This window comes from Pseudothioclava nitratireducens (assembly GCF_029210495.1).
Lineage (GTDB): Bacteria > Pseudomonadota > Alphaproteobacteria > Rhodobacterales > Rhodobacteraceae > Pseudothioclava > Pseudothioclava nitratireducens.
Genome location: NZ_JARGDK010000001.1, coordinates 26,930 through 49,598 on the forward strand (window position 1 = coordinate 26,930; position 22,669 = coordinate 49,598).

At 63.2% G+C, this 22,669-nt stretch carries 21 protein-coding genes; 16 read left to right on the plus strand and 5 right to left on the minus strand.

Translation table 11 applies throughout. The features are described 5' to 3' along the window. Positions 1-112: 112 nt before the first annotated feature. From P0X85_RS00150 to P0X85_RS00160, 3 genes are all read right to left on the minus strand, one after another. Entirely contained in the window at positions 113-526 is a 414-nt protein-coding gene (locus P0X85_RS00150; protein ID WP_275806614.1) for a cupredoxin domain-containing protein, read from the minus strand. Positions 527-589: 63 nt separating this feature from the next. Next, positions 590-2,407, minus strand: coding sequence for a NapC/NirT family cytochrome c (locus tag P0X85_RS00155; RefSeq protein WP_275806617.1), 1,818 nt, complete (start codon positions 2,405-2,407; stop codon positions 590-592). A 119-nt stretch (positions 2,408-2,526) separates the two neighbouring features. Next, on the minus strand, positions 2,527-4,206 hold the full coding sequence (locus tag P0X85_RS00160; protein ID WP_275806620.1) for a cytochrome D1 domain-containing protein: 1,680 nt from the start codon (positions 4,204-4,206) through the stop codon (positions 2,527-2,529). 287 nt (positions 4,207-4,493) lie between these two features. Between P0X85_RS00160 and P0X85_RS00165 the strand changes: the two genes are divergently transcribed. From P0X85_RS00165 to P0X85_RS00195, 7 genes are all read left to right on the plus strand, one after another. Next, positions 4,494-5,735 carry an NnrS family protein gene (locus P0X85_RS00165; RefSeq protein WP_275806623.1) on the plus strand — a complete coding sequence of 414 codons (1,242 nt, stop codon included), beginning with the start codon at positions 4,494-4,496 and terminating at the stop codon, positions 5,733-5,735. 135 nt (positions 5,736-5,870) lie between these two features. Next, positions 5,871-6,326, plus strand: a complete 456-nt coding sequence (locus tag P0X85_RS00170) for a c-type cytochrome (protein WP_275806626.1) — start codon at positions 5,871-5,873, stop codon at positions 6,324-6,326. Positions 6,327-6,347: 21 nt separating this feature from the next. Next, positions 6,348-7,706 (plus strand): cbb3-type cytochrome c oxidase subunit I, encoded by a 1,359-nt coding sequence (locus P0X85_RS00175; RefSeq protein WP_275806629.1) that lies wholly within the window; start codon positions 6,348-6,350, stop codon positions 7,704-7,706. Between the two features lie 31 nt (positions 7,707-7,737). Further along, the gene (locus P0X85_RS00180) at positions 7,738-8,547 is read left to right on the plus strand and encodes a CbbQ/NirQ/NorQ/GpvN family protein (protein WP_275806632.1); all 810 of its coding nucleotides are present in this window, start codon (positions 7,738-7,740) and stop codon (positions 8,545-8,547) included. An 8-nt stretch (positions 8,548-8,555) separates the two neighbouring features. Further along, complete coding sequence (locus tag P0X85_RS00185; RefSeq protein WP_275806635.1) at positions 8,556-10,499, plus strand: nitric oxide reductase activation protein NorD; 1,944 nt, start codon at positions 8,556-8,558, stop codon at positions 10,497-10,499. Beyond that, the gene (locus P0X85_RS00190; protein ID WP_275806637.1) at positions 10,496-11,074 is read left to right on the plus strand and encodes a cytochrome c oxidase subunit 3 family protein; all 579 of its coding nucleotides are present in this window, start codon (positions 10,496-10,498) and stop codon (positions 11,072-11,074) included. The genes P0X85_RS00185 and P0X85_RS00190 overlap by 4 nt, the downstream gene beginning before the upstream one ends. 4 nt (positions 11,075-11,078) lie before the next feature. Then, entirely contained in the window at positions 11,079-11,360 is a 282-nt protein-coding gene (locus P0X85_RS00195; RefSeq protein ID WP_275806640.1) for a nitric oxide reductase F protein, read from the plus strand. 4 nt (positions 11,361-11,364) lie between these two features. Here the strand turns inward: P0X85_RS00195 and P0X85_RS00200 are convergent, their stop codons facing one another. Continuing rightward, positions 11,365-12,069 (minus strand): Crp/Fnr family transcriptional regulator, encoded by a 705-nt coding sequence (locus P0X85_RS00200; protein WP_275806643.1) that lies wholly within the window; start codon positions 12,067-12,069, stop codon positions 11,365-11,367. Positions 12,070-12,249: 180 nt separating this feature from the next. Here P0X85_RS00200 and P0X85_RS00205 point away from each other — a divergent pair, with 180 nt between their 5' ends. Further along, the gene (locus tag P0X85_RS00205) at positions 12,250-13,002 is read left to right on the plus strand and encodes a ubiquinone/menaquinone biosynthesis methyltransferase (RefSeq protein ID WP_275806646.1); all 753 of its coding nucleotides are present in this window, start codon (positions 12,250-12,252) and stop codon (positions 13,000-13,002) included. Beyond that, complete coding sequence (gene menA, locus P0X85_RS00210) at positions 12,999-13,907, plus strand: 1,4-dihydroxy-2-naphthoate octaprenyltransferase (protein ID WP_275806649.1); 909 nt, start codon at positions 12,999-13,001, stop codon at positions 13,905-13,907. Before P0X85_RS00205 ends, menA begins: the two co-directional genes overlap by 4 nt. Positions 13,908-13,969: 62 nt before the next feature. Here the strand turns inward: menA and P0X85_RS00215 are convergent, their stop codons facing one another. After that, complete coding sequence (locus tag P0X85_RS00215; RefSeq protein WP_275806652.1) at positions 13,970-14,425, minus strand: copper chaperone PCu(A)C; 456 nt, start codon at positions 14,423-14,425, stop codon at positions 13,970-13,972. Positions 14,426-14,612: 187 nt separating this feature from the next. Here P0X85_RS00215 and nosZ point away from each other — a divergent pair, with 187 nt between their 5' ends. The 7 genes from nosZ to P0X85_RS00250 all read left to right on the plus strand — a co-directional run bounded on the left by nosZ (position 14,613) and on the right by P0X85_RS00250 (position 22,669). Beyond that, positions 14,613-16,904 (plus strand): Sec-dependent nitrous-oxide reductase, encoded by a 2,292-nt coding sequence (gene nosZ / locus P0X85_RS00220; protein ID WP_275806656.1) that lies wholly within the window; start codon positions 14,613-14,615, stop codon positions 16,902-16,904. Between the two features lie 77 nt (positions 16,905-16,981). Then, positions 16,982-17,632 carry a c-type cytochrome gene (locus P0X85_RS00225; RefSeq protein ID WP_275806659.1) on the plus strand — a complete coding sequence of 217 codons (651 nt, stop codon included), beginning with the start codon at positions 16,982-16,984 and terminating at the stop codon, positions 17,630-17,632. A 16-nt stretch (positions 17,633-17,648) separates the two neighbouring features. Continuing rightward, the gene (locus P0X85_RS00230) at positions 17,649-18,362 is read left to right on the plus strand and encodes a c-type cytochrome (protein ID WP_275806663.1); all 714 of its coding nucleotides are present in this window, start codon (positions 17,649-17,651) and stop codon (positions 18,360-18,362) included. 65 nt (positions 18,363-18,427) lie between these two features. Further along, positions 18,428-19,609: a hypothetical protein gene (locus P0X85_RS00235; RefSeq protein ID WP_275806666.1), complete on the plus strand. Its 1,182-nt coding sequence runs from the start codon at positions 18,428-18,430 to the stop codon at positions 19,607-19,609. An 8-nt stretch (positions 19,610-19,617) separates the two neighbouring features. Next, positions 19,618-20,910, plus strand: coding sequence for a nitrous oxide reductase family maturation protein NosD (gene nosD / locus P0X85_RS00240; RefSeq protein WP_275806670.1), 1,293 nt, complete (start codon positions 19,618-19,620; stop codon positions 20,908-20,910). After that, on the plus strand, positions 20,907-21,695 hold the full coding sequence (locus tag P0X85_RS00245; protein ID WP_275806673.1) for a 4Fe-4S dicluster domain-containing protein: 789 nt from the start codon (positions 20,907-20,909) through the stop codon (positions 21,693-21,695). The genes nosD and P0X85_RS00245 overlap by 4 nt, the downstream gene beginning before the upstream one ends. Next, positions 21,692-22,669: a NapH/MauN family ferredoxin-type protein gene (locus P0X85_RS00250; RefSeq protein ID WP_275806676.1), complete on the plus strand. Its 978-nt coding sequence runs from the start codon at positions 21,692-21,694 to the stop codon at positions 22,667-22,669. The genes P0X85_RS00245 and P0X85_RS00250 overlap by 4 nt, the downstream gene beginning before the upstream one ends.

The following is a 22,669-nucleotide window of genomic DNA, read 5'->3' on the forward strand; positions in this document are numbered from 1 at the left end:
GAACTCCTTTTCAACCGGTTCACCTTTCAAGAATGCCAAAAGCGAGGGCCGAAGCCCTTGACGGAAGTCAAAAGCTTCGGCCCTTGGCACGATCGAGCGTGATCTCCGGGCGTTACGGCCGCACAATGACCTTGCCGATCATGTCGCGGCTCTCCCAATGGGGGCCACACAAGTAGCCATACTCGCCCGGCACATCGAAGGTCTGCTCGGCGGTTTCCTCGGGAAAGAGGCGCTCACTCTCGGGCTGGCCCGCATCGCGGAACCATGTCGAATGCGAGGTCCGTTTGTCCACGTTCACCCAGCGCACGGTCGTGCCCACCGGCACATCGAGCGTCACGGGGCAGAACGTGTATTTGTACATGAGCGCAACCGCCACGCCCTCCTCCTCCGAAGACGGGTGGCCGTAGATCTCGACATAGCGGTCTTCGGCCTCGGCACAGATCGCGGCGATCTTCTCGGGGTCGGTTTCCGCCAGTGCAGGGGCCGCGATCAGCAGGGCGGCCACCGTCAGACACAGGTCTTTCATTGCAGCTCTCCTTTGCGAGAATCCGAAGGGCGGCCCGTGTCCGGGCCGCCCCTCAGTCTGTCATCATTGCGCGGTCGCGTTCAACTCCACGCTCGGATCGTCAAGCGCAAGCCGCCAATCCATCGACACATGGTGGAACCGGGCCGAGGTAAAGTCATCGTGGATCGCGAAACCGACCGTGTAGACCTTGCCCGGCTCGATCTTCACGTCACCCGGTGCCCCGGTATCGAGCGGGCGCTTGATGACCGCGGTCCAGGTCGTGCCATCAAGCGTGACCGAGCTCTCGATCGCGGCGCCCGAATTCGAGACACGGTGATCGAGGATATGGCCATTATCGCCGCCGGTCGGGTTGGCGCGCAGCACATCCATGAAGCTGCCACCCTCGAGAAGCGCGGTGATCTCGCCGTCATCCTTGAGCTTGTCCCAACCGCCCAGTGGCTTGTCGTTCCGGCCCTTGAGTTCGATCTCGGTCCGGCTCTCGGCGATATATTTGGTGACATAGCCTTCGTTGATGCCAAGCCGAGCCGTCAGATCGCCCGCTGCCCCCAGAGCGGCCTCATCGGGCGCGTCCGGCATGTAGCGGTTGTCATTGTGACAGGTCGCCCAGCACCCGGCCTGCTCGACATATTCGATGCCGGTTCCGGCGATCATCATGGCGATCTTGACCTCGTTTTCGGGGTCCATCTTGCCACCATCGACGAAGGGCACGGGGTTATGCGGGCCCGCTTGCCATTGCACGCGCAGATACAGGTTCTCGCCATCATGCGTCGCCTGAACCGTGGTGTCGATCGAACCGCGCTTGCCCGGGATCGGGGTCGGCTCGGCCTTCTCGCCGGTCACGATCTTCTGGCCCATCGCGGCCAGTTCCTTGGCGTGACAGGTCGAGCACTTATCCCCACCTTTGGTGAAGGGGCGCGCACCGCCATGGGTCTTGCCGTTCTGCACCCATTCGAAGCTGGCCTGGCCCGGATAGAAGAGGGTCACGCCGACGGGCGACAAGGCCGCCCAGTCGATATCGCCCCCGACCGATCCGCCTGCCCCGGCCGCAGCCGCTGGCGTCGGCACGGGCGCATCGCCATTGGCAGCCGCCATCTTGGCCTGCTCCTCGGCACGGGCTTTCTCGACCGCAGAGGCGATCTGCGCCGCGACAGCCTGTTGCTGCGCTTTGGCCGCATCGGCGGCGGCAGCTTCGGCGGCAGCCTCCTCGGCGTTGATCTTTTCAAGCGAGGCCAGATATTCCGGCGGGATGTCGCGGGCGAATTTCGGGTTCGGCGCCTCGAGTTCCGCGAGATATTCTTCGTCGGCCCGATCCCGCAGATCCTTGTGCGCAATCCCTTTGTGGCAGTCGATACAGGTCTGTCCCGTCTCGATCGCGTTCAAGTGCTGCTGGCGCGCGCGGGGGCGCTGTTTCTCGGGCAGCATGGATTCGAAATCGTGGCAGTTACGGCACTCGCGCGAGTCGGTCTTTTTCATCCGCTCCCATTCGTGCATCGCCAGTTCCAGCCGCTTGGCGTCGAATTTCTCGGGGGTCGAGATCGTTCCGGTCATCTTGCCCCAGACTTCCTTCGAGGCCTGAATCTTGCGGATGATCTTGTGGGTCCAGTCCTTCGGCACGTGACAGTCCGAGCAGACCGCGCCCACGCCCGAGCGGTTCACATCGTGGATGGTGCCCTTGTATTCGGCGTAAACGTTATCCTCCATCTCGTGACACGAGATACAGAAGGTCATCGTGTTCGTGGCCTCCATGGCGGTGTTGAACCCGCCCCAGAAGACGATCCCCGCAACGAAGGCGGCGGCGGCGCCCGCAACGGGCACGCCGAAATAGACATAGCGGCGCCAAAGGCTGCCGGTTTTTGGGTTTTCTTCGCGCTCTTGCGACATCTGTTCGCGGCTCCTGCGGGGCAAGCGTCCGCCCCTGTGCCGGAGCCGGAGGCCGCCTGCCTGATCGTTGGAAATAGGTCGGGCGGGCCGAGAAACCGGCCCGCCCTGCCCGCGTCACATCAGGTGACGTGGTTCGTGCGGTTGTAGACGTTGAACTTGCCGGTCGGGGCGTAGAGGCCGTCGATCCGTGCTTTTTCTTCAAGCGTCTCTGCGTCGTAGATCACCATGGCGCCGTTCGGCTCTTTGGAGTCCTTCATGTTCCACTTGGACACCCACACTTCGGTGCCGTCCTTGTTGAACTCGAAGTGCACAGCCGCGCTGCCTTCTTCGTCGGTGACCTGGATCGTCTTGGCGATCTCGCCGGTGGCCTTGTCGATGACCTGGATCGACTGCTGCACTTCCGGATCCGGGTGTTTGGTCTGGTCAGCCCAGACGTATTTCGAATTCGGGTGGGTGCGGATGAACAGGCCGGGGCCGTCCGTTTCCACGGTGTAGCAGACTTTCCATGCCTGATCGGCATGCGCTTCGGGATCGTTACCCCAAACCGTCACGGTGCCTTCGCCGAGGTGCGTGGTACCCGCGACCGGGCCGCAATTCGGGTCATCCCAGTTCGCGCCCGGACCCGGGTGCGGCAGGGCGCCGACATCGATGATCGATTCCAGCTTGCGCTCTTTGGTGTCCACGACGACCATCTGGTTCGACGCGTTCGCCGCAATCTGGAAGTAACGACCGGTGGTATCGAAGAACCCGTCATGCAGGAACTTGGACGAGTTGATCGCCTCGATCCGCAGGTTGTCGAGATCCGAGTAGTCCACCTGCCACATCTGGCCCAGCTCCTTCACGGCGACCAGGAAGGTCGGCTCGTTCGGGGTGGTGTAGATCGCGGCCACGCGGGCCTCTTCGACATAGTTGCCGTCAACGTTCACGCCGCGGGTCGACACGACTTTCAGCGGCTCCATGGTTTCGGCATCTGCGATCACGAAGTGCGGCGGCCAGTAGCCCCCACCGATCACGTATTTGCCATCGCCGGACACGGCCACGTCACGGGCGTCATGCGCGATGTCGACTTCGGCGACCAGCATCTTGTCCGGGGTCTGCCAGAGGTCGATCTTGGTCATCTTGCCGTCGCGGCCCATGGTGTACCAGAAGCGGCCCGGGTTCTCCATGTGCTCCACGTTGTGGTGCTCGGAGGCCTTGATCACGTGCACGGCATAGCCGGTCGGGATGTGGGTCACGACTTCTTTGGTGTCGCCGTCGATGATCGCAACCTTGCCGACGTCACGCTCGATGACGACGAAGAAGTTCTCCCAGTTGCGGCCATGCAGCGGCTCGGTTGGATAATCGGCCGGCTCCACATAGACCTTGCGCGAGGATTTCATCTGCTCGAGCGACCATTCCGGCGGCTTCGGCGGGTCCATCTGGATATAGGTGGCCATATCCTTGATTTCCTGCTCGGTCATGATGTCCGAGAAGTTGTTCATCCCGCCTTCGGTGCCGAAGGAGATGATTTTCTCAAGGCGTTCCTGGCCAAGCGTCAGGGTGCCGCCTTCGGTGACGGTGCCGTCCGCTGCGGTCTTCTTCCATTTCGGCTCGAGGTTTTTCCCGGTTGCCCCTTTACGAAGGACACCGTGGCAGCCTGCGCATTGCTGGAAGTAGATTTCCTTGGAATGCTCAAACGCTTCGTCGCTCAGCGTGGGCGCTTCTTGCGCAAAGGCAGGCAGCGCAACGCCGGTCAGGAACACAGCAAGCCCGGCACCCAGGGCGAGTGCGGGCCGTTTGGTTTTCTTCTCAAGTGACATGATCACTCTCCTATGGGGCAATGAGGCATGAGTGAACCTGCCAAGAGGGCGGCTTGCGAGCATTGACCAAAGTCAAGACTTTGTGATCGTTCCAAATCGAAGCTGAAAATGTCGGCCAAATATTTGTTTCATATATATATTTCCGGATGCGACACTTGCGACCATGCGCGCGATGCGATCCCGCGAAGCGAAGCTTGACTTTCGTTAAGGTCGGCTGGAGCGGATCGGGCAATCTGGCAAAAATCTGAATGTTTCAACGGGCGCAGAGGCGTCAGGAAAGGGAAGCGATGACCGTGCTCGAACGCCTGTTCTCGGAAGGGTTTCGCATCTTCTTTCTGGCCAGCGCCACGTTGGCAGTGCTCGCCATCGGCGTCTGGGAGGCCGTGCTCTTGCGCGACGCGCTCGGGCTTTCCCTGCCCACCCTGGCGAGCGCAGCGGGCGAGACCGAGTGGCACGCCCATGAGATGATCTTCGGATTCGCAGGTGCCGCGCTTGGCGGCTTCTTCCTGACGGCGGTCCCGAACTGGACGGGGGCGCGGGCCGCACGGCATCTCTTTATAGGGACCGTGTTCGGACTGTGGCTGATCGGTCGTCTGGCGGTGTGGTTCTCGGCACTGCTGCCCGCGCCCGTGGTGGCCATCGCGGCGCTGGCGTTCCTGCCGGTTCTGGGGGCCAAGATCGCCGCGCAGCTCGTCAAGCGGCCCAAGCCGCAGAACGTCATGTTCCTTGGTATTCTTGCGCTGCTCTGGATCGCGGAGCTCCTGGTGCAGGCCGACTGGATGGGTCTGGACTGGGGCGATGCGTGGCTCGGGTTGCGCGGCGGGCTTCTGGCGATCTGCGCGCTGATCGCGGTGCTGGGCGGGCGGATCACCCCGGCCTTCACCCGGAACGCGATGACCCGGATGGGGATCGAGACCGGCCTGCCCGACAGCCGTAAACCCCTTGAGCTGCTGGGGATCGCCTCTGCCATGAGCCTTCCATTGGCAGTGATGCTTGGCCTGCCCGCGAGCGCCGTGGGCGCGCTGGCCTGTGTGAGCGGGCTGGCGACCCTGGCACGTCTGGCGCTCTGGCGTGGGCTGTGGACCCGGCCCTTCCCGATTCTGTGGACGATGCATCTGTCCTATGGGGCGCTTGGCCTTGGCTATCTTGCCTACGGCGCGGCACAACTCGGGCTCGGCAACGAGATCTCCGCGCTGCACATCCTCGGGATTGGCGCGGTGGGCGGGATGGTGCTATCGGTGATGAGTCGCGCCAGCCTCGGCCACACCGGGCGCCCCCTGATCGCGCCACGCCCCGTTGCGCTGGCCTATGCGCTGGTGCCGGTGGCTGCGGTGCTGCGCTGGAGCGACACGCTCTGGCCCGAAGCGCATCTGGCGCTGTCGATTGCCGCTGGCCTGGTCTGGCTGGTGGCCTTCGGGCTGGCACTGAGCGCGCTGTTCCCGATTCTGAGCGCCCCGCGCCTGCCCCGGCCCGACATCGCTGTGCAGCCGGACCTGCCGCGCCGCAACCAGCGCGCCGCGGCCGAGTGACGCCCCGGCGTCGAATTCCGACAAAAATCGCCAGAAATCCTCCGACCGCCTCCGCGATTGACTTTCGTTAAGGCGAGTCGCCCCCCGTCACGGTTCTGTGAACCTACCATCAACCGCTCCGAAAAGGAGAGCGCAATGCGCGAAGTCATGACCAAGAGCATGGCCCGAAATATTTTTTATGGCGGGTCACTGTTCTTCATCATCATCTTTGTGGGCCTGTCTGCCCACAGCCACCTGCATATCGTCAACAACGCGACAAATGCCGAGACGCTGACCGACTCGGTCCGCGCGGGCAAACGCGTCTGGGAAGAGAAAGCCTGCATCAACTGCCACACGATCATGGGGGAAGGCGCCTACTTCGCGCCCGAACTGATGAACGTCATGAGCCGCTGGGGCATCGAACAGGGCGACCATGAAGGCGCCAAGGACACGCTTCAGGCGTGGATGGACGCGATGCCCACGGGCATCGAAGGTCGTCGCCAGATGCCGGCCTTCCACCTCTCGGACGAAGAATATCAGAACCTCGCCGACTTCCTGCTCTGGGTCGACTCGATCGACGCGCAGGACTGGCCGCCGAATGACGCCGGCTAAGCGCGGGAAGGAGACACGGATATGAAATACCAATCCCAGAAAGTCGCCCTTATCTACATGCTGACAGCGCTCGCGCTGTTTGCCGTGCAGGTGACCATGGGGCTCGTGATCGGCTGGATCTATGTCGATCCCAACTTCCTCTCGGAGCTTCTGCCGTTCAACATCGCGCGGATGCTGCATACCAACTCGCTCGTGGTCTGGCTGATCACCGGCTTCTTCGGCGCGGCCTACTTCCTCGTCCCGGAAGAGGCGGAGCGCGAACTTCACTCGGTCAAGCTGGCCTATATCCAGCTCGCGATCCTCGTGCTTGGCACGGCGGGCGTGGTCGTGACCTATCTCTTCAACCTGTTTGAAGGGAACTTCCTGCTCGGCAAGGAGGGGCGCGAGTTCCTCGAACAGCCGCTCTGGGTCAAGGCAGGCATCGTCGTTGCGGCGCTGATCTTCCTGTTCAACATCACGATGACGGTGCTCAAGGGCCGCAAGACGGCAATCACGAACATCCTGCTGCTCGGCCTCTGGGGTCTGGCGCTGCTGTTCCTGTTCGCCTTCTACAACCCGGGCAACCTCGCACTCGACAAGCAATACTGGTGGTATGTCGTCCACCTCTGGGTTGAAGGCGTGTGGGAGCTCATCATGGCTTCGATCCTCGCCTACCTGATGCTGAAACTGACCGGCGTCGACCGCGAGATCGTCGAGAAATGGCTCTATGTGATCGTCGCGGCTGCCCTGTTCTCGGGCATCCTCGGGACCGGCCACCACTACTACTGGATCGGTACGCCCGGTTACTGGCAGTGGATCGGCTCGATCTTCTCGTCGCTCGAAGTGATCCCGTTCTTCGCGATGATGGCCTTTGCCTTCGTCATGGTCTGGAAAGGCCGCCGCGATCACCCGAACAAGGCCGCGCTGCTGTGGTCGCTCGGCTGTGCCACGCTGGCCTTCTTCGGCGCGGGCGTCTGGGGCTTCCTGCACACGCTGCACGGTGTGAACTACTACACCCACGGCACGCAGATCACCGCCGCACACGGGCACCTCGCCTTCTTCGGGGCCTATGTGGCGCTGAACCTCGCGATCATGTCCTACGCGATGCCGATCCTGAAGGGCCGCGATCCCTACAACCAGGTGCTCAACATGGCCTCGTTCTGGCTGATGTCGGGCGGCATGGTGTTCATGACCTTCACGCTGACCTTCGCGGGCACGGTGCAAACCCACCTGCAACGCGTGATGGGCGAGTACTTCATGGACGTGCAGGAACAGCTCTGGGTCTTCTACGTCATGCGCTTCGGCTCTGGCGTGGCGGTGGTGCTGGGTTGCCTGCTCTTCATCTACGCGCTGCTCGCACCGCGTAAGGAGATCATCGCCCAAGGCGTTGCCGCGGAATAACGCAACCTGACCAACACAGGACATCATGGAAATGAACGCGCAAAACACGAAACTGGAGGGGGCGGCGAAAGCCCCCTTCTACCTCCCCCAAGGCGACGAGTGCGACATCTTCGCAGCCGCCTATCAGAATTCCCTGCCCGTGCTCCTGAAGGGGCCGACGGGCTGCGGCAAGACCCGCTTCGTGGCGCATATGGCCGCGACGCTCGGGCGCCCGCTCTACACGGTCGCCTGCCATGACGACCTCTCGGCGGCAGACCTGATCGGGCGCTACCTGCTCAAGGGCGGCGAGACCGTCTGGGTCGACGGCCCACTGACGCGGGCGGTGCGCGAGGGCGCAATCTGCTATCTCGACGAGGTGGTCGAGGCCCGCAAGGACGTGACCGTCGTGCTGCACCCGCTGACCGACGACCGGCGCATTCTGCCGATCGACCGCACCGGCGAAGAACTCGAGGCGGCACCGGGCTTCATGCTCGTCGCCTCCTACAACCCGGGCTATCAGAATATCCTCAAGACGCTCAAACCCTCCACCCGGCAGCGGTTCGTCTCGATGGAATTCGACTTCCCCGCCCCCGAACACGAAATTCCCGTCGTGGCCCGCGAATCCGGGCTCGATGAGGAACGTGTGAAACCGCTGGTGCGTCTGGCCAACAAGCTGCGCGCACTCAAGGGGCAGGATCTTGAGGAAGGGGTCTCAACCCGCCTCGTGGTTTACGCGGCCACACTGATCGCACAGGGCATGTCCCACGACCGCGCGATCACCGCCGCGATGATCGAACCGCTCAGCGATGATGCGGATGTGAAACGCGGGCTCCGCGATCTTGTAACGGCCATTTTCGGGTGAGGCAGGCCGTGTCCAGGATCGACTTCGAGCCATGGGAACCCGAAGAAAGTGTCGGGAAACTGTGGCACGCAATTGCCAGCCGTTTTGACGCCCCAGAGGCGTATGACGGAGCCCGTGTCGGCCTCTCCGAGGTCGGCGGACGGCTGGCAGTCCTATTCCGCGCCCTTGGGGGCGCATCCTCGGTCGAAATGAAACCCGTCGCAGAAGAGGTCAGCCGTCACCGGCTGTCCTTCCTGCGTCGGCTCGGCACCGAGGCAGAGGCGATCCCCCGCGCCTCGTTCGACGGCGCGGCCCTGCGCCTTCCGGCAAGCCTCGCGCTGTTCCCCGCGCGCGAGGCCAATGCCGCCGCCTATATCTGGATCGCGGCGATCGCCGCACATGCCCCCGAGACGCAGGAGCGTCCCGAGGACGCGTTGCAGGCCGATCTGCAACAGCTGGCCGCCGCAAACCGGATGGTCCGCGATACGCTGGCCGATGCGCCCGGTTTCCGCGCGCTTTATGCCGATCTGTGCGCGGCGACACTGGCGACCCGCCCCACCCCGTCCCTGCCCGCGACCGAGGCCGCGCTCGAAGCGCTGATCCGCGCAGAATTGGGCGACCCCGCCCCCCTGCCCGACGAGGCCCGCGCCATGCGTGAGATGCTGATCTCGGGGGATATTTCCGCCGCCCGCGCCCCGCGCGGTTATCAACCCTTCCGCCCGGTCGCGCTCTGGCCCGATTTGCGCGTGGCCGGGAGTTCCGCCCATACCGAGGTCGAGACCCGCGCCACTGAAGGCACGCCCGAAGAGGGCGAAGGCAACACCATGCACCGCGCCAAGCGGCGCAAGGCCGATCAGATCGAGCGCAAGGACAGCTTCATCCTGCACAAGTTCGAAGCGATCCTAAGCTGGGCCGAGTTCATCAACCTCAACCGCCGTGTCGAGGATGACGACCCAGACAGTGCCAAGAAAGCCGCTGACGATCAGGATGAGATCGGGTTGGGCCAGATCTCCAAGGCGCCCGCCACGCGGCTCAAGCTGCATCTTGACCTTGCCCCCGAGGATGTCGACCGCGAGGCCGTTGCGGGCAAGTTCACCTATCCCGAATGGGATGTGCGCACCGGCGCCTACATGCCCGCGCATTGCTGCGTTCTGGCCTCCGATGTCGAGCCGGGCGACGGCATTCCCGATTTCCGTGCCGACCCGCGCGCCACCCGCCGCATCCGCGCCGTCAAACGTCAGTTCGAGGCGCTGAGGCCGGGTCGGGTTTCGACCACCGGGCATCTCGATGGCGACGAGCTGGACATGGAGGCGACCGTGCGCGCCGCCTGCGATCTGCGCGCCACCGGCGAGGGCCGCGAACGTATCTGGCGCCAGACCCGCCCGCTCAAACGCGATCTGGCGGTGTCGATCCTGCTCGATGTCTCGCGCTCGACGGAAAGCGCGGTCTCGGGTCGCGCGGTGATCGAGGTCGAGCACGAAGCACTGGCCGCGCTCGCATGGGGGCTGGATGCCTGCGGCGATGATTTCGCCATCAACGCCTTCTCTTCCCTCAAACGAAACCGCGTCTACTTCATGAACTGCAAACGGTTCGGCGAGCCGATGGGGCCGAGCGTGGAGTCGCGCATCGCAGAGCTGCGCCCCGGCTTCTACACCCGGCTTGGCGCCGCGATCCGCCATGCCTCGGCCGATCTGGCCGAGCAGACGCGCAAGCGGCGGCTGCTGCTGGTCATCACCGACGGCAAGCCCAACGATCTCGACCATTACGAGGGCCGCCACGGCATCGAGGACTCGCGCATGGCGGTACTCGAGGCCCGCCGCGCGGGACATGCGGTCTTTGGCATCACCATCGACCGCGAGGGCAAGGCGTGGTTCCCGCGCATCTTCGGGCGGGGAGGCTTTGCGCTGATCCCGCATCCCGATCACCTCACTGCGGCCTTGCCCGAGATCTACCGGCAACTGGTGGGGGCATGAGCGAGCATCTCCCCGAACTGATCGCCCCCGAACCGCCGAGCGTGCTCGACGAGTTGCCGGGTGATCTGATGATGTGGGTGTTGATCGTTTCCGAGCTTCTGGTCTTTGGAGCGGGGCTTGCGGCGTTCCTCGGCGCGCGCATCTTCGACCCCGAGGGCTTTGCCGCGGCACAGGACGCGCTGCACCGCACCGGCGCGGGGATCAACACGCTGGTGCTGGTCACTTCGGGCTTTTTCGCGGCGCTTGGCGTGCGCATGGCCGAGGCCGGGCGCAAGGCGGCGACGCGCGGCTGGCTGGCAGCGGCCTCGGCGCTTGGCGTGGTGTTCCTGATCGTGAAATTCGTCGAATACGCCGACAAGGCCCGCCATGGGATCGGCATCGAAACGCATCCGTTTTATACGTTCTACTACCTTCTGACCGGCTTTCACGCGGCCCATGTGGTCGCCGGGATCGTCATCCTCGGGCTGGTCTCGATCCGCTGCGTGCCGCGCACGGTCGAAGTCGGCGCGGCCTTCTGGCATATGGTCGATCTGGTCTGGGTGCTGCTGTTCCCCGTCATCTATTTGCTGAGGTGAACCAATGACCGCAGCTCTCCGCGACCCGCTGATCTCTGCATGGCTCTGGCTGCTCGCCCTGTCGGGCGCATCCACGCTGCTGGCGGCGGCTGTGTCGCAAGGCTGGCTGACGGGGCTGGGCGTCACACTTGGCGGGGCAGCAATCCTCGCGCTGGCATGGGCCAAGGCACGGGTCATCCTCGCACGTTATCTGGGCCTTGCCGAAGCCCCATTCTGGCATCGCGGCTTTTCGATCACGCTGGCGATCTATGCGCTGCTGTTGCTTGGGCTTTACCTGATCGGCTAGGGGCTCAGCCCTTCGACCACGCCATTGCCGGGTCTTCCTCGGCATAGTTGCGCAGCGATTGCACATCCTCGATCACAGCGTGGTTCTGTTTCACGCGCACGCCCTGATCGCGCAGCTTGGCGAAGGCGCGGCTGAGGCTCTCGGGTTTCATCCCCAACCGCCCCGCGATCAGCACCTTGTCATAGGGCAGCGTGACATCGATCGAACCTTCGGCCTCCTCGGGCACATGCTCAAGCAGGAACTCTGCCACCCGTTGCGCCCCGGTCTGCGCCTTGAGCTGTTCGATCTGCGCCACCAGCCGGTGCAAGTGCGCGAAGGTCGCGGACAGAAGCGAGAGCGCGAATTCCGGCTTGTCGCGCAGCAGGCGCAGGATGGTATCGGTCTCGATCCGGATCAGACGGCAGTCGGTCGCACATTCCGCCGAGACCGGATAGGCATCGTGGGTAAACGCCACCGCCTCACCGAAACTGTGGCCGCGGGTAAAGACCCCCACCACCGCCTCGGCCCCGTTCGGCGCGATCCGGTAAAGCTTGATCCAGCCCTCGACCACGATATAGACGGCCGCCGCGCGCTCGCCCTGAAGAAACACGGTCGCACCGCGCTCCATCTCGCGCACGCGGGCATGTTCGAGAATGGCCTTGGCGGCATCGTCGGGCAACCCGGCCAACAGCAGGGATTTGCGAGCAACGTGATAATGATCCGCGGGCATCGGCACCTCTTCCGGACGGTCAGATCCTTTGTTGGAATTTTGACCAGTCAGCCAACAGTTCTAGTGCTTTCCGCCCCAGATGCAATCACCGACGCCGCGGCATATTCGATTGAGTTAAGTCAAGGCTGTCAAAACGATGCCCGTGCTAGCGAAAATCGGGGAGCAACCGGAGAAGATGCGATGACGCGTGCGAATAACCTTGATGCGATGCGCACCAGTTTCGGCACCGAACAGGTGACGATGGAAGAGCGCCGCAAGCTGGTCACCGAGCTGTTCGACCGGATCGCGCCGCGCTATGACCTGATGAACGACCTGATGAGCTTTGGCCTGCACCGGCTGTGGAAAGCCAAGATGGTGCGGCGCACGATGGCGGTTCTGGTCGGGCATGACGGGCCGCTGGTCGATCTTGCCGGCGGCACCGGAGATATCGCGCTGGCGGTCAAGGCCGCCGATCCCGCGCGACCGGTCATCGTTGCCGACGCCTCGGCGGGGATGCTTGCGCAGGCGCAGGCGCGGGGCGGAGACCGGCTGAGCTATATGCACAGCCCCGCCGAAGACCTGCCTTTCGAGAATGGGTCGGCGGCGGGCATCACACTTGCTTTCGGATTGCGCAACATGACCGATCCGGGCTGCGCGCTCCACGAGGCGGCGCGGGTGCTTGCCCCCGGCGCGGCGCTGGTGCTTCTGGAATTCTCCGACCCGGACCGCTGGTTCGCGCCCCTTTACGCGATCCATGCGCGCTATGTGATCCCTGCGCTTGGCACATTGGTCGCCCGCGATACCCGTGCTTACCGCTATCTGGTCGAGTCGATCGAGAAATTCCCCAACCGGGAAGATATTGCCCGCGAGCTTGAAGCGGCAGGTCTGCGCGTCACCGAGGAGCGCAGCTTCATGTTCGGCATCGCGCGGCTCCATGTGGCGGTGAAGCCATGACACAGGCGGCGGCGCACTCTGCCAATGCCGCGGCGCGGGAGCGCCTGTCGCGGCTGCCGCGCCCTGCCCTGTGGGCGATCGCGGCGCGGCTCAAGACGGTCAGCCTGTCGCTGACGCCGGTTCTGGCGGGCACATGGTGGGCGGCGCAGGCGGGTCTCTGGCGCGCCGATGTCGCGCTCGTGGCGATGATCTCGGCCAGCGCGATCCAGATCGGCACGAATTTGTGGAACGATGCCGCCGATGCCGAACGTGGCGTGGACCGGGCCGATCGGCTCGGCCCGCCGCGACTGACCTCACTGGGGCTGCTCGGGGCGGGCGAAGTGCGGCGTGCTGCGCTTGCCGCGTTCGGGGTGGCCGCGCTGGCGGGGCTATATCTGAGCGCAATCGGCGGCTGGCCGATCATCGGGATCGGGTTGGTTTCACTCGCGCTTGGCTATCTCTATTCGATGGGACCACGCCCGATGTCGGGCCAGCCTTTTGGCGAAGTGCTTGTGATCGCCTTCTTCGGATTGGTCGCGGTGTCGGGCACGGCATGGCTGCAAGGGGCGGCACCCCTGTCACCGGCGCTTTTGGCGCTTGGGCTGATGATCGGGCTTCCGGCGGCCGCGGTGCTCATGCTCAACAATCATCGTGACCGGGTGCAGGATGCGCGGGCGGGCCGGCGCACGCTGGCCATCGTCATCGGAGAGACCGGCGCGCGCGTTTTCTATTTCGCGGCACTTCTGGCGGCGCTTGGCCTGGCCGGGATGATCGCACCCAGCCCTTGGCTGACCGGCCCCGCCATCCTCGCACTTTGGCTCGGCCACGCGATGTGGCACTGGCCGGTCTCGGCGCGGCTCAATGCGCTTCTGGGGCAGACGGCGCTCTACCAGTTTCTGCTCTTGCTGGCCGTCACCTTGGGCTGAGGCAAAAACGAAGGCCGCCGGTTGCCCGGCGGCCCGTTATGCGCGCTGAACCGAAGGGACGGTCAGTTCATCGCGCCCGCGCCTTTGACCGGCAGGGAGAGCTCCACTTCTCCGGCCTGCTCAAAGACAAGCGTTACATCGACATTGGTGCCTTCCTGCATCGGCTCGACGAGATCGATGAACATCAGATGCAGACTGCCCGGTTTGAGGACGGCCTCACCCCCGGCGGGGATGTCGATGGCTTCGACCTGACGCATCCGCATCATGCCGTTCTCGTTGATATGGGTGTGCAACTCGGGCGTGTTGCAGGCGGAGGACCGGAACGCCACAAGCCGGTCCGCCGGACCCTTCGAGCGGATCGTCATGAAACCGGCGCCCGCCCCCGCCACCATGGGCGAGGCGCGGGTAAACCCACCGCTGATCTCCAACGTGTCGGTCACAGCCTCCTGCGCCGCCGCGGGCAGGGTCATAAGAACAGTCATCGCGATGGCACCGAAAAACGCGGAACGCCGTTTCATCTGTTTGTCTCCAGGCAGAACTCTATTCACTGTTTTCTCTTTTCAGCGATTTGGCACATCTCAGCCTTAACAATAGTCAAGGCGACTCCCCTCGCGCTCATGTGAAGAAAATGGCGGCACAGTTCACGAACCGTCTGTGCCATCGGGAAACGCGTTTACGCATACGGTTCGAAAGCGAGGGCACAAAATGGTTAAGTCCATTCACAAGCGCCTGTTGGCGACGACGGGAATCGTCGCTATGGGCATCGCGATGAGCGCATCGGCCGAGACGCTGGATGAAGTCATGGCGCGTCGCGGCCTGTCCCAACAGGACCTGGTCGCCGCAGCGAAAACCTACACGCCGACGGGCGGTCGTGACGAATTCATCGTCTTCTCCTCGGGCGGGCAGTCGGGCCAGATCATGGTCTACGGCGTCCCCTCGATGCGGATTCTGAAATATGTCTCCGTCTTCACCCCCGAGCCGTGGCAAGGCTATGGCTTCGACGAAGAATCGAAAGCGATTCTCGAACAGGGCAAGGTCGACGGGCGCGAGTTGCACTGGGGGGATACCCACCACCCGGCCATCACCGAAACCAACGGTGATCTGGACGGCGAATACCTGTTCATCAACGATAAATCCGCGCCGCGCGTGGGCGTGATCTCGCTGCATGACTTCGAGACGCAGCAGATCGTCGTGAACCCGATCCTGCAATCCGAACACGGCGGCACCTTTGTCACGCCGAACTCGGAATATGTGATCGAGGCAGCGCAATATCCGGGCGTTCTGGGCCGTGGCTATGCGCCGCTGTCGCAGTTCAACGAGAAATTCCGCGGGGCCGTCACCTACTGGAAGTTCAACCGCGAAAAAGGCCGCATCGAGCCCGAGAACTCCTTCTCGATCGAACTGCCGCCCTACAGCCAGGACTTGTCGGACGCGGGTAAACTCGTGTCGGATGGCTGGTCGTTCACCAACTCCTTCTGTGCCGAGCGTTACGTTGGCGGGATCGAGTCGGGCCGTCCGCCCTTCGAGGCCGGCTGCTCGCAAAACGACACCGACTATCTGCACATCATCAACTGGAAAAAGGCCGAAGAGGTCTACAAGGCCGGCAAGGTCACCATGATCAATGACCACCCGGTCATCTCCATGGAAACCGCGATTGCCGAAGGTCTCGTGCATCTCGTGGCCGAGCCGAAATCGCCGCACGGCGTCGACGTGTCGCCCGATGGCAAATTCATCGTGGTCGGCGGCAAGCTCGACACCCAGGCTTCGGTTTACTCGTTCGAGAAAATCCAGAAGGCGATCGAAGAGAAGAAATTCTCGGGCGAAGATCCCTACGGCATTCCGGTCATCGCGATGGAAGACGCGCTGCACACGCAAGTGCCGCTCGGCCTCGGTCCGCTGCACAACCAGTTCGACAGCAAACCCTGCGTTGTCTACACCTCGCTCTACGTGGACAGCCAAGTGGCGAAATGGGACTATTGCGAAGGCAAGGTGCTCGACAAGGTTTCGATCCACTACAATATCGGCCACCTCGTGGCGATGGAGGGCGAATCCGTCAACCCGGCAGGTAAATACCTGATCTCGCTCAACAAGCTGGCAATCGACCGGTTCAACCCGGTGGGTCCGCTGCACCCGCAGAACCACCAGCTGATCGATATCTCTGGCGACAAGATGGAGCTTCTCTACGACATGCCGGTGCCGCTGGGCGAACCCCACTACGCCACCGCCATCTCGGCCGAGAAACTCAAGCCGCTGGTCCGTTACAAATACGGCACCAACTCGCGCACCGGTGAACGCCACGAAGGCGCGGTGCGTCCGGGCCAGGAGCGCATCGAGCGCGACGGCACCAACGTCAAGGTCTACATGACCGCGATCCGGTCGCACTTCACCCCGGAAATCGTGGAAGTGAACGAAGGCGATACCGTCGAGTTCATCATCACCAACTCCGAGCGTGCGCAGGACGAAACCCACGGCTTCTCGATTTCGACCTATGACGTGAACCTCTCGCTGGAACCCGGCAAGACGGCGACCGCCAAGATCGTGGCCGACAAGCCCGGCGCCTTCTCGTTCTACTGCACCGAGTTCTGCTCGGCGCTGCACCTCGAGATGACCGGCTACCTCATGGTCAAGCCGAAAGGCTATGTCGATGAGGCCTCGGGCGAAGTGGCCGAGGGCCAAGCCTACAGCAAGGAAGATTACGACAAGCAGACCGCGAACAACGTGGCCACGCAAGAAGTGATCGACTCTGTGGTCGTCTACATCACCGAGCGCAACTATGCGGACTTCCCGGAAGTCGTGGCGCTGGTTGAGGACGCGACCGACCAGCTCAACTTCGCCGCCGAAGCCAAGGCCAAGGCCGAGGAAGCTGCGGGCAAGGAAGACTGGCAGAACGCGACGCTCTGGGCCGGCCAGTGGTGGCAGTATCAGGTGAAAGCCGCCGATATCGGCCTGCGCGCCAAGACCTTCCTCGACGAGCATGGCGCTGTGAAAGCGCAATGATGATGCAAGGGGCGGCGGCCAGCGTCGCCGCCCCTCCCCATCCGCAACACATGCAAACATTCGCAAGGAAACGCCTTATGCGCCCGATCCTCCAAAGCCTGTTCGCCGCCGCTCTGGCGCTGACCGCGCTCCCCGCGATGGCCGATGACATCGCTGACGGCAAAAAGATCTACATGACCAAATCCTGCATGGCCTGCCACGGCATGAAGGGCGCAAAGCCCGTGCTGAGCTATCCGATGCTTGCAGGCCAGAACGAGAAATACCTGCTGACCCAGATGAAAGACATCAAGGCCGGCAAGCGGGTCGGCACGATCGACCCGGCCAACAATGCCCCTTATGTGCAGGGCATGATCGACGTGATGCATCTCGTCGATGAGAGCGAGTTGAAGAAGGTTGCGAAATACCTCGCCTCGCTGCCGCCCGGCAAACCCAAACCCGTCGATCCGCCGCATGATCCGGCGCTGATCGCGGCTGGTGAAGAAGCCTACAAAAGCCTTGGCTGCAAATCCTGCCACGGCAACGAAGGCTCCAAGCCAACCACCAAGACCTATCCCTATCTCGCCGGGCTGAACGCGGAATATCTCGCCCGGGCAATGACCGAGATGCGCGAGAAGGTGCGCGTCAACGGCCAGTCTAAACTGATGTTCGGGACGATCAAGAAAGCCTCGGACGAAGACATCACCGCGATCGCCGCATGGCTGTCGCAAATCGACCGCTCCGCTGAGTGACGAAAGGAATTCATTCATGAAAACCCATCTTCTTTCCGCCGCCCTCATCGCACTGGCCCTGCCGGCCTTTGCACAGGAAGGCACTGTCGACACCTCGTCCTGGAACCAGGGCGGGGGCGAGCAGGACGAAGCGCTCCACCTGACCCCGGACCATGAGAACGGGATCGAGGTCTATGAGGTCTGCTCGGCCTGTCACCAACTGAACGGCTGGGGTCTCGATGACGGCACCTTCCCGCAGATCGCGGGGCAGCATTACACTGTCATCATCAAGCAGCTTGCCGACATCCGCGCGCTGAACCGCGACAACCCGACGATGTATCCGTTCGCGCTGCCCTCGGAAATCGGCGGCTCGCAGTCGATCGCGGACGTGGCCGAGTATATCTCCAACCTGCCGATGAACCCGAATAACGGCGTCGGCGCGGGCGATGACCTCGAGCACGGCGCGCAGCTTTATAAAGACAACTGCGTGCGCTGCCACGGCGAAAACGGCGAAGGTGACAACGACAAGTTCTATCCGCGCATCCACGGCCAGCACTACAACTACCTCGTGCGCCAGTATCAGTGGATCAAGGAAGGCAAACGCCGCAACGCGAACCCGGACATGGTCCAGCAGATTCAGACCTTTACCGAGCGCGATACGCTCGCGGTGCTCGACTACGTGTCGCGGCTGAAACCGCCGGCGGAAATGGTCGCTGACCCCGATTGGGTCAACCCCGACTACGACTGGTAAGACGACAAGACCGGGCGGGGTCATCGCATCCCGCCCGACTGAACATAAGCCAAAGGACCTCACCCATGGCCAAGGCCGCTTCTGACAAGCGCGGGATCGTTTTCCGCGTCCTGACCTTCATATCCGTCTGCCTGATCGCCGCATCCTTCTTCAGCCCCGGCTGGTGGGTGTCGCTGACCGCGCCCAACTACCCCGAGGCAACCTTCCCGCAGGGGATCAAGATCCTGTTCCACATGGACTCGGTGCGCAATGGCTGCACGATCCGCACCAGCGAAGAGGTCGAAGAGAACGAGGCGCTCGATTGCGTCCACGAGATGGACACGATCAACCACTATGTCGGCATGTATCCGATCGCTTCGGGCGGACCGGTCGAGAAAGCCTTCTCGCCATTCCTGTTCGCCATGATGGGGGTGATGCTTCTGGCCTTTGCCGCCCCTGGGCGCAGCGCCCGGATCGGCGTTTCGGTTCTGGGCTATGGCGCGATCGCGGTCTGGATGTGGATGGCGATCTACGGGCAGAACGGGATCTCCAAGCACACGACCGGCTATCTTGAGGGGCTTGTGGTCTCGCTTGGGCAGGACAGTTCCGAGACGGTGGACGACTCGAACCTCTCTCCCATCGTCAAGATGTTGCGTGACAGCCTCGCCGAGAGTGAGAAAGAAGAACAGGTCACGGTGGCCGCAACCGGCGACAAACAGGCGCTGATCGACAACCTGCGCGCCAATTTCAACATCGACCAGAACAAGCTGCCCGCCGCCGAGCAGGAAGAGTGGACCGGCTCGGTAATGCAGGTCTTCAAATGGCACTATGCGAAATCGCTGGCGCGCTGGTTCAACGAACCCGAACGCAATGATCCCTTGGTGGCGACGATGTCCTCGGTCGCGCAGATCCTGTTCGTCGTGATCCTCGCCTTCATGGCGCTGATGATCTTTGCCGCCTTCTCGGCACGCTCGGTCTTTTACTGGCTGCTGGTGCTGGTGCCGATGGCACTGCCGGTCGGGTTCCTCGCGGAATATGCCGGTTGGCTGTGGTGGTATGGGCACTCGCTCAACGAGATGGGCGCGTTCACACTCAAACCGTTCATGCCGACGGTGTTCGGGGACGGCAAGGTGGCGCAGTTCACCACGCATTCCTACCCGTCCATCGGCTTTGGCCTGATGATCGCCTCCTCGGCGCTCCTGCTGCTCGCCGCGCTGATCCGCTTCAAGCAGATCCGCCTCGCGGGTGATGACGCCGCACGCATGTGAGAGCCGCCATGATCCGCCGTGCCGCCCTTGTGATTGCCGCCTGCGCCGCCCTGCTTCCGGGGCTGGCGCAAGCGGGCGCGCTTCAGGACATGATCGACGCCGCCCCCGATGGCGCCGAGATCGTGCTGCCTGCGGGTGTCCATGAAGGGCCCATCGTCATCACCCATCCGGTGGTGATCGACGGACAGGGCGCGGCGGTGATCGACGGCGGCGGCACGGGCACCGTGGTCACAATCGAGACCAATGGGGTCACACTCAAGAACCTGACGATCCGCAACTCGGGTCGTCTGCACAACAAGGTGGATGCCGGGCTGCGCATCCATGGCAGCTTCAACGTCATCCGCGACGTGCGCATCGAGAATTCGCTGTTCGGCATGGACCTGACGCAGGCCTCGAACAACGTGCTGCGGCGCAACTATATCAGCTCCAAGGACATGCCGCTGGAAATGCGCGGCGACTCGGTGCGGATCTGGTATTCGAACGACAATATTTTCGAACAGAACCATATCGAGCATTCGCGCGATTTCGTGATCTGGTATTCCGAGGGCAACAAGATCCGTGACAACCGTATCCAGCACGGGCGCTATGGCATCCATTTCATGTATGCCCACGAGAATTTCGTCGAGGATAACGAGATCTCGGACTGCGTGGTCGGCATTTTCCTGATGTATGCCAACGATATCCGGGTGACCGGCAACCAGATCCTGCGCGCCTGGGGCGCGAGCGGCATGGGGGTTGGCTTCAAGGAAACTTCGGGCGCCGTGGTCGAGGATAATAAAATCCTCGGGAACGCCATCGGCATCTATCTCGATCCCTCGCCCTGGGACCCGGACAAGACGAACGAATTTCACCGCAACCACATCGCCTATAACGGCGTGGGGGTCGAGTTCCACACCGACTGGGTGGGCAATAACTTCTCGCAGAACAACTTCCGCTCGAACTTCACCCAGGTTTCGGTGCGTGGGCGTGGCACGGCGCTGCGCGAGGGCTGGCACGGCAATCACTGGGACGACTTCGCGGGTTTTGACCGCGATGGCGACGGCATCGGCGACAGCCCCTATGAGGTCTATAACTATGCCGACCGGCTCTGGATGGACCTGCCGCCGGCACAGTTCTTCCGGGGCGGCATCGCGCTCTCGGCGCTCGATTTCGTCGAGCGTCTGGCGCCCTTCACCGAGCCCCGCCTGCTCGTGCGCGAGGCCGCCCCGGTGGTCGAGCCGATCGAGCACGCCGCCGCTGTGGCCCCCACCGCCACGCAATCCGACAGACCCAAAACCGCACTGGAGATGCTGACGCAATGACCCAGTCCGACACCCCAAAACCGGCCCCCGTGCCCGCCCCCAAGAAGCAGCGCCTGACCCGGCGCGAGCTGGAGCGACGGCGCATCCTGCTGCGCTCTGTGGGCGCGGGCGCCGCCGCCATCGCCGCCGGGCTGATCGGCTGGTATCCGGTGCGCGAGCGCATCTTCGACCGGCTCCGCCCACCCGGCGCACTGGACGAGGACGCCTTCCTCGCCGCCTGCATCAAATGCGGGCAATGCGTGCAGGTCTGCCCGGTTGAGGCGATCAAGCTGGCCGATGGCGACGAGGGCTACGGCCTCGGCGTGCCCTATATCGACGCGCGCGCGCAGGCCTGCGATTTTTCCTGCGACGCGGTGCAATGCGTGCTGGCCTGTCCTACGGGCGCGCTCAGCCATGAGATCGCGCATAAGGAAGAGGTCACGATGGGCTTTGCCCGGCTTGCCCGGCCCGATAGCTGTCTGGCGGTCAAGGGTGAGGGCTTTACCGGCCTTGCGCGCGGTTACGACTTCGAGGGCCTGCTGCGTTACGAGGAAATCGACCGCTGGGAGCCGCAACCCGTCGCCTCCTATTCCTACGATCTGGAGCTGTGCGACCTGTGCATGCGCGAATGCCCGATCGAAGGGGCGATCACGCTGGAACCGATCTCGGCCGATGCGGATGACCCGCGCCGGATGCCGACGATCCATAAATCCTGCGTCGGCTGCGGCACCTGCGAGATGATGTGCCCGACCGAACCCGCCTCGATCGTGATCGACACCGAACTCAAGCTGGGGGACATCGCATGAAATGGTATCTCCACAAGCTGGCGATGATGTTCGGGGCCGCCCCGCGCAAGGCCTCTCCTGCCGAGGAGACAGAGGCCGCGCGGGAGATGAAGAAGTTCAAAAAGACCCCCGAGCAGGCGCAAAAGCGCAAGGACATCATCGAGCATGAGCACCAGTATCCGGTGATCAGTCACAAATGGCGCAACCTGCGCTGGCTCTCGATTATCGTGATCAACGCGATGTTCATCGTGTCCTTCGCGTGGGACGTGCAGCTTGTCGAAGGCTCGATGTCCGCCTCGCGGTTCCTTGGCTTCCACATGGCCGATCCGAATGCCGCGATTCAGGTCACGCTGGCCTTCAAGGAGCTGATGCTGAACCTCGTGATCGGTACGGTGACGGTGATCTTGCTATGGTGGCTGGTCGGCGGGCGGGCATTTTGTTCCTGGGCCTGCCCCTATCACCTGCTGGCCGAATGGGCCGAGGCGATCCACCTGTTCCTCGCCCGCAAGGGCTGGGTCAAGGATCACCCGTTCCATCGCGGGATGCGCGTGGTGCTCTGGGTCGTGTTCATGGTGCTGGCCTTCGTCACCGGCTACACGGTGTTCGAGTATATCAACCCTGTGGGCATCGTCAGCCGCGCGCTGATCTATGGCCCCACCGTCGCGGTGATCTGGGTGATCTTCCTGCTCGGGATCGAGATCTTCTTCTCGCGCCGGTTCTGGTGCCGCTATGTCTGCCCGATCGGGCTCACCTATGGGGTGACTTCGGCAGCGGCGCCCTTGCAGATCAAATACGACCTCGACAAATGCGTCCACGAGGGCGAGTGCCGCGCGGTCTGCCTTGTGCCGCATGTTCTGGAAATCACCAAGATGGGCTATGCTTCGGACACGACCGAGTATATCGGCCCCGATTGCACACGCTGCGGCCTGTGCGTCGATGCCTGCCCGCAAAAGGCGCTGAGCTTCACGGTTCGCGGCCTCGATAAGATCGTCTGA

Bases quoted from the DNA above. Each gene is read 5' to 3' on its own strand.
- P0X85_RS00180 (WP_275806632.1), top strand. From the start codon at position 7,738: ATGAACGCGCAAAACACGAAACTGGAGGGGGCGGCGAAAGCCCCCTTC.
- P0X85_RS00165 (WP_275806623.1), top strand. From the start codon at position 4,494: ATGACCGTGCTCGAACGCCTGTTCTCGGAAGGGTTTCGCATCTTCTTT.
- P0X85_RS00190 (WP_275806637.1), top strand. From the start codon at position 10,496: ATGAGCGAGCATCTCCCCGAACTGATCGCCCCCGAACCGCCGAGCGTG.
- P0X85_RS00215 (WP_275806652.1), bottom strand. From the start codon at position 14,425: ATGAAACGGCGTTCCGCGTTTTTCGGTGCCATCGCGATGACTGTTCTT.
- P0X85_RS00205 (WP_275806646.1), top strand. From the start codon at position 12,250: ATGACGCGTGCGAATAACCTTGATGCGATGCGCACCAGTTTCGGCACC.
- P0X85_RS00250 (WP_275806676.1), top strand. From the start codon at position 21,692: ATGAAATGGTATCTCCACAAGCTGGCGATGATGTTCGGGGCCGCCCCG.
- P0X85_RS00155 (WP_275806617.1), bottom strand. From the start codon at position 2,407: ATGTCGCAAGAGCGCGAAGAAAACCCAAAAACCGGCAGCCTTTGGCGC.
- P0X85_RS00225 (WP_275806659.1), top strand. From the start codon at position 16,982: ATGCGCCCGATCCTCCAAAGCCTGTTCGCCGCCGCTCTGGCGCTGACC.
- P0X85_RS00200 (WP_275806643.1), bottom strand. From the start codon at position 12,069: ATGCCCGCGGATCATTATCACGTTGCTCGCAAATCCCTGCTGTTGGCC.
- P0X85_RS00160 (WP_275806620.1), bottom strand. From the start codon at position 4,206: ATGTCACTTGAGAAGAAAACCAAACGGCCCGCACTCGCCCTGGGTGCC.
- P0X85_RS00195 (WP_275806640.1), top strand. From the start codon at position 11,079: ATGACCGCAGCTCTCCGCGACCCGCTGATCTCTGCATGGCTCTGGCTG.
- menA (WP_275806649.1), top strand. From the start codon at position 12,999: ATGACACAGGCGGCGGCGCACTCTGCCAATGCCGCGGCGCGGGAGCGC.
- P0X85_RS00150 (WP_275806614.1), bottom strand. From the start codon at position 526: ATGAAAGACCTGTGTCTGACGGTGGCCGCCCTGCTGATCGCGGCCCCT.
- nosD (WP_275806670.1), top strand. From the start codon at position 19,618: ATGATCCGCCGTGCCGCCCTTGTGATTGCCGCCTGCGCCGCCCTGCTT.
- nosZ (WP_275806656.1), top strand. From the start codon at position 14,613: ATGGTTAAGTCCATTCACAAGCGCCTGTTGGCGACGACGGGAATCGTC.
- P0X85_RS00175 (WP_275806629.1), top strand. From the start codon at position 6,348: ATGAAATACCAATCCCAGAAAGTCGCCCTTATCTACATGCTGACAGCG.
- P0X85_RS00170 (WP_275806626.1), top strand. From the start codon at position 5,871: ATGCGCGAAGTCATGACCAAGAGCATGGCCCGAAATATTTTTTATGGC.
- P0X85_RS00245 (WP_275806673.1), top strand. From the start codon at position 20,907: ATGACCCAGTCCGACACCCCAAAACCGGCCCCCGTGCCCGCCCCCAAG.
- P0X85_RS00230 (WP_275806663.1), top strand. From the start codon at position 17,649: ATGAAAACCCATCTTCTTTCCGCCGCCCTCATCGCACTGGCCCTGCCG.
- P0X85_RS00235 (WP_275806666.1), top strand. From the start codon at position 18,428: ATGGCCAAGGCCGCTTCTGACAAGCGCGGGATCGTTTTCCGCGTCCTG.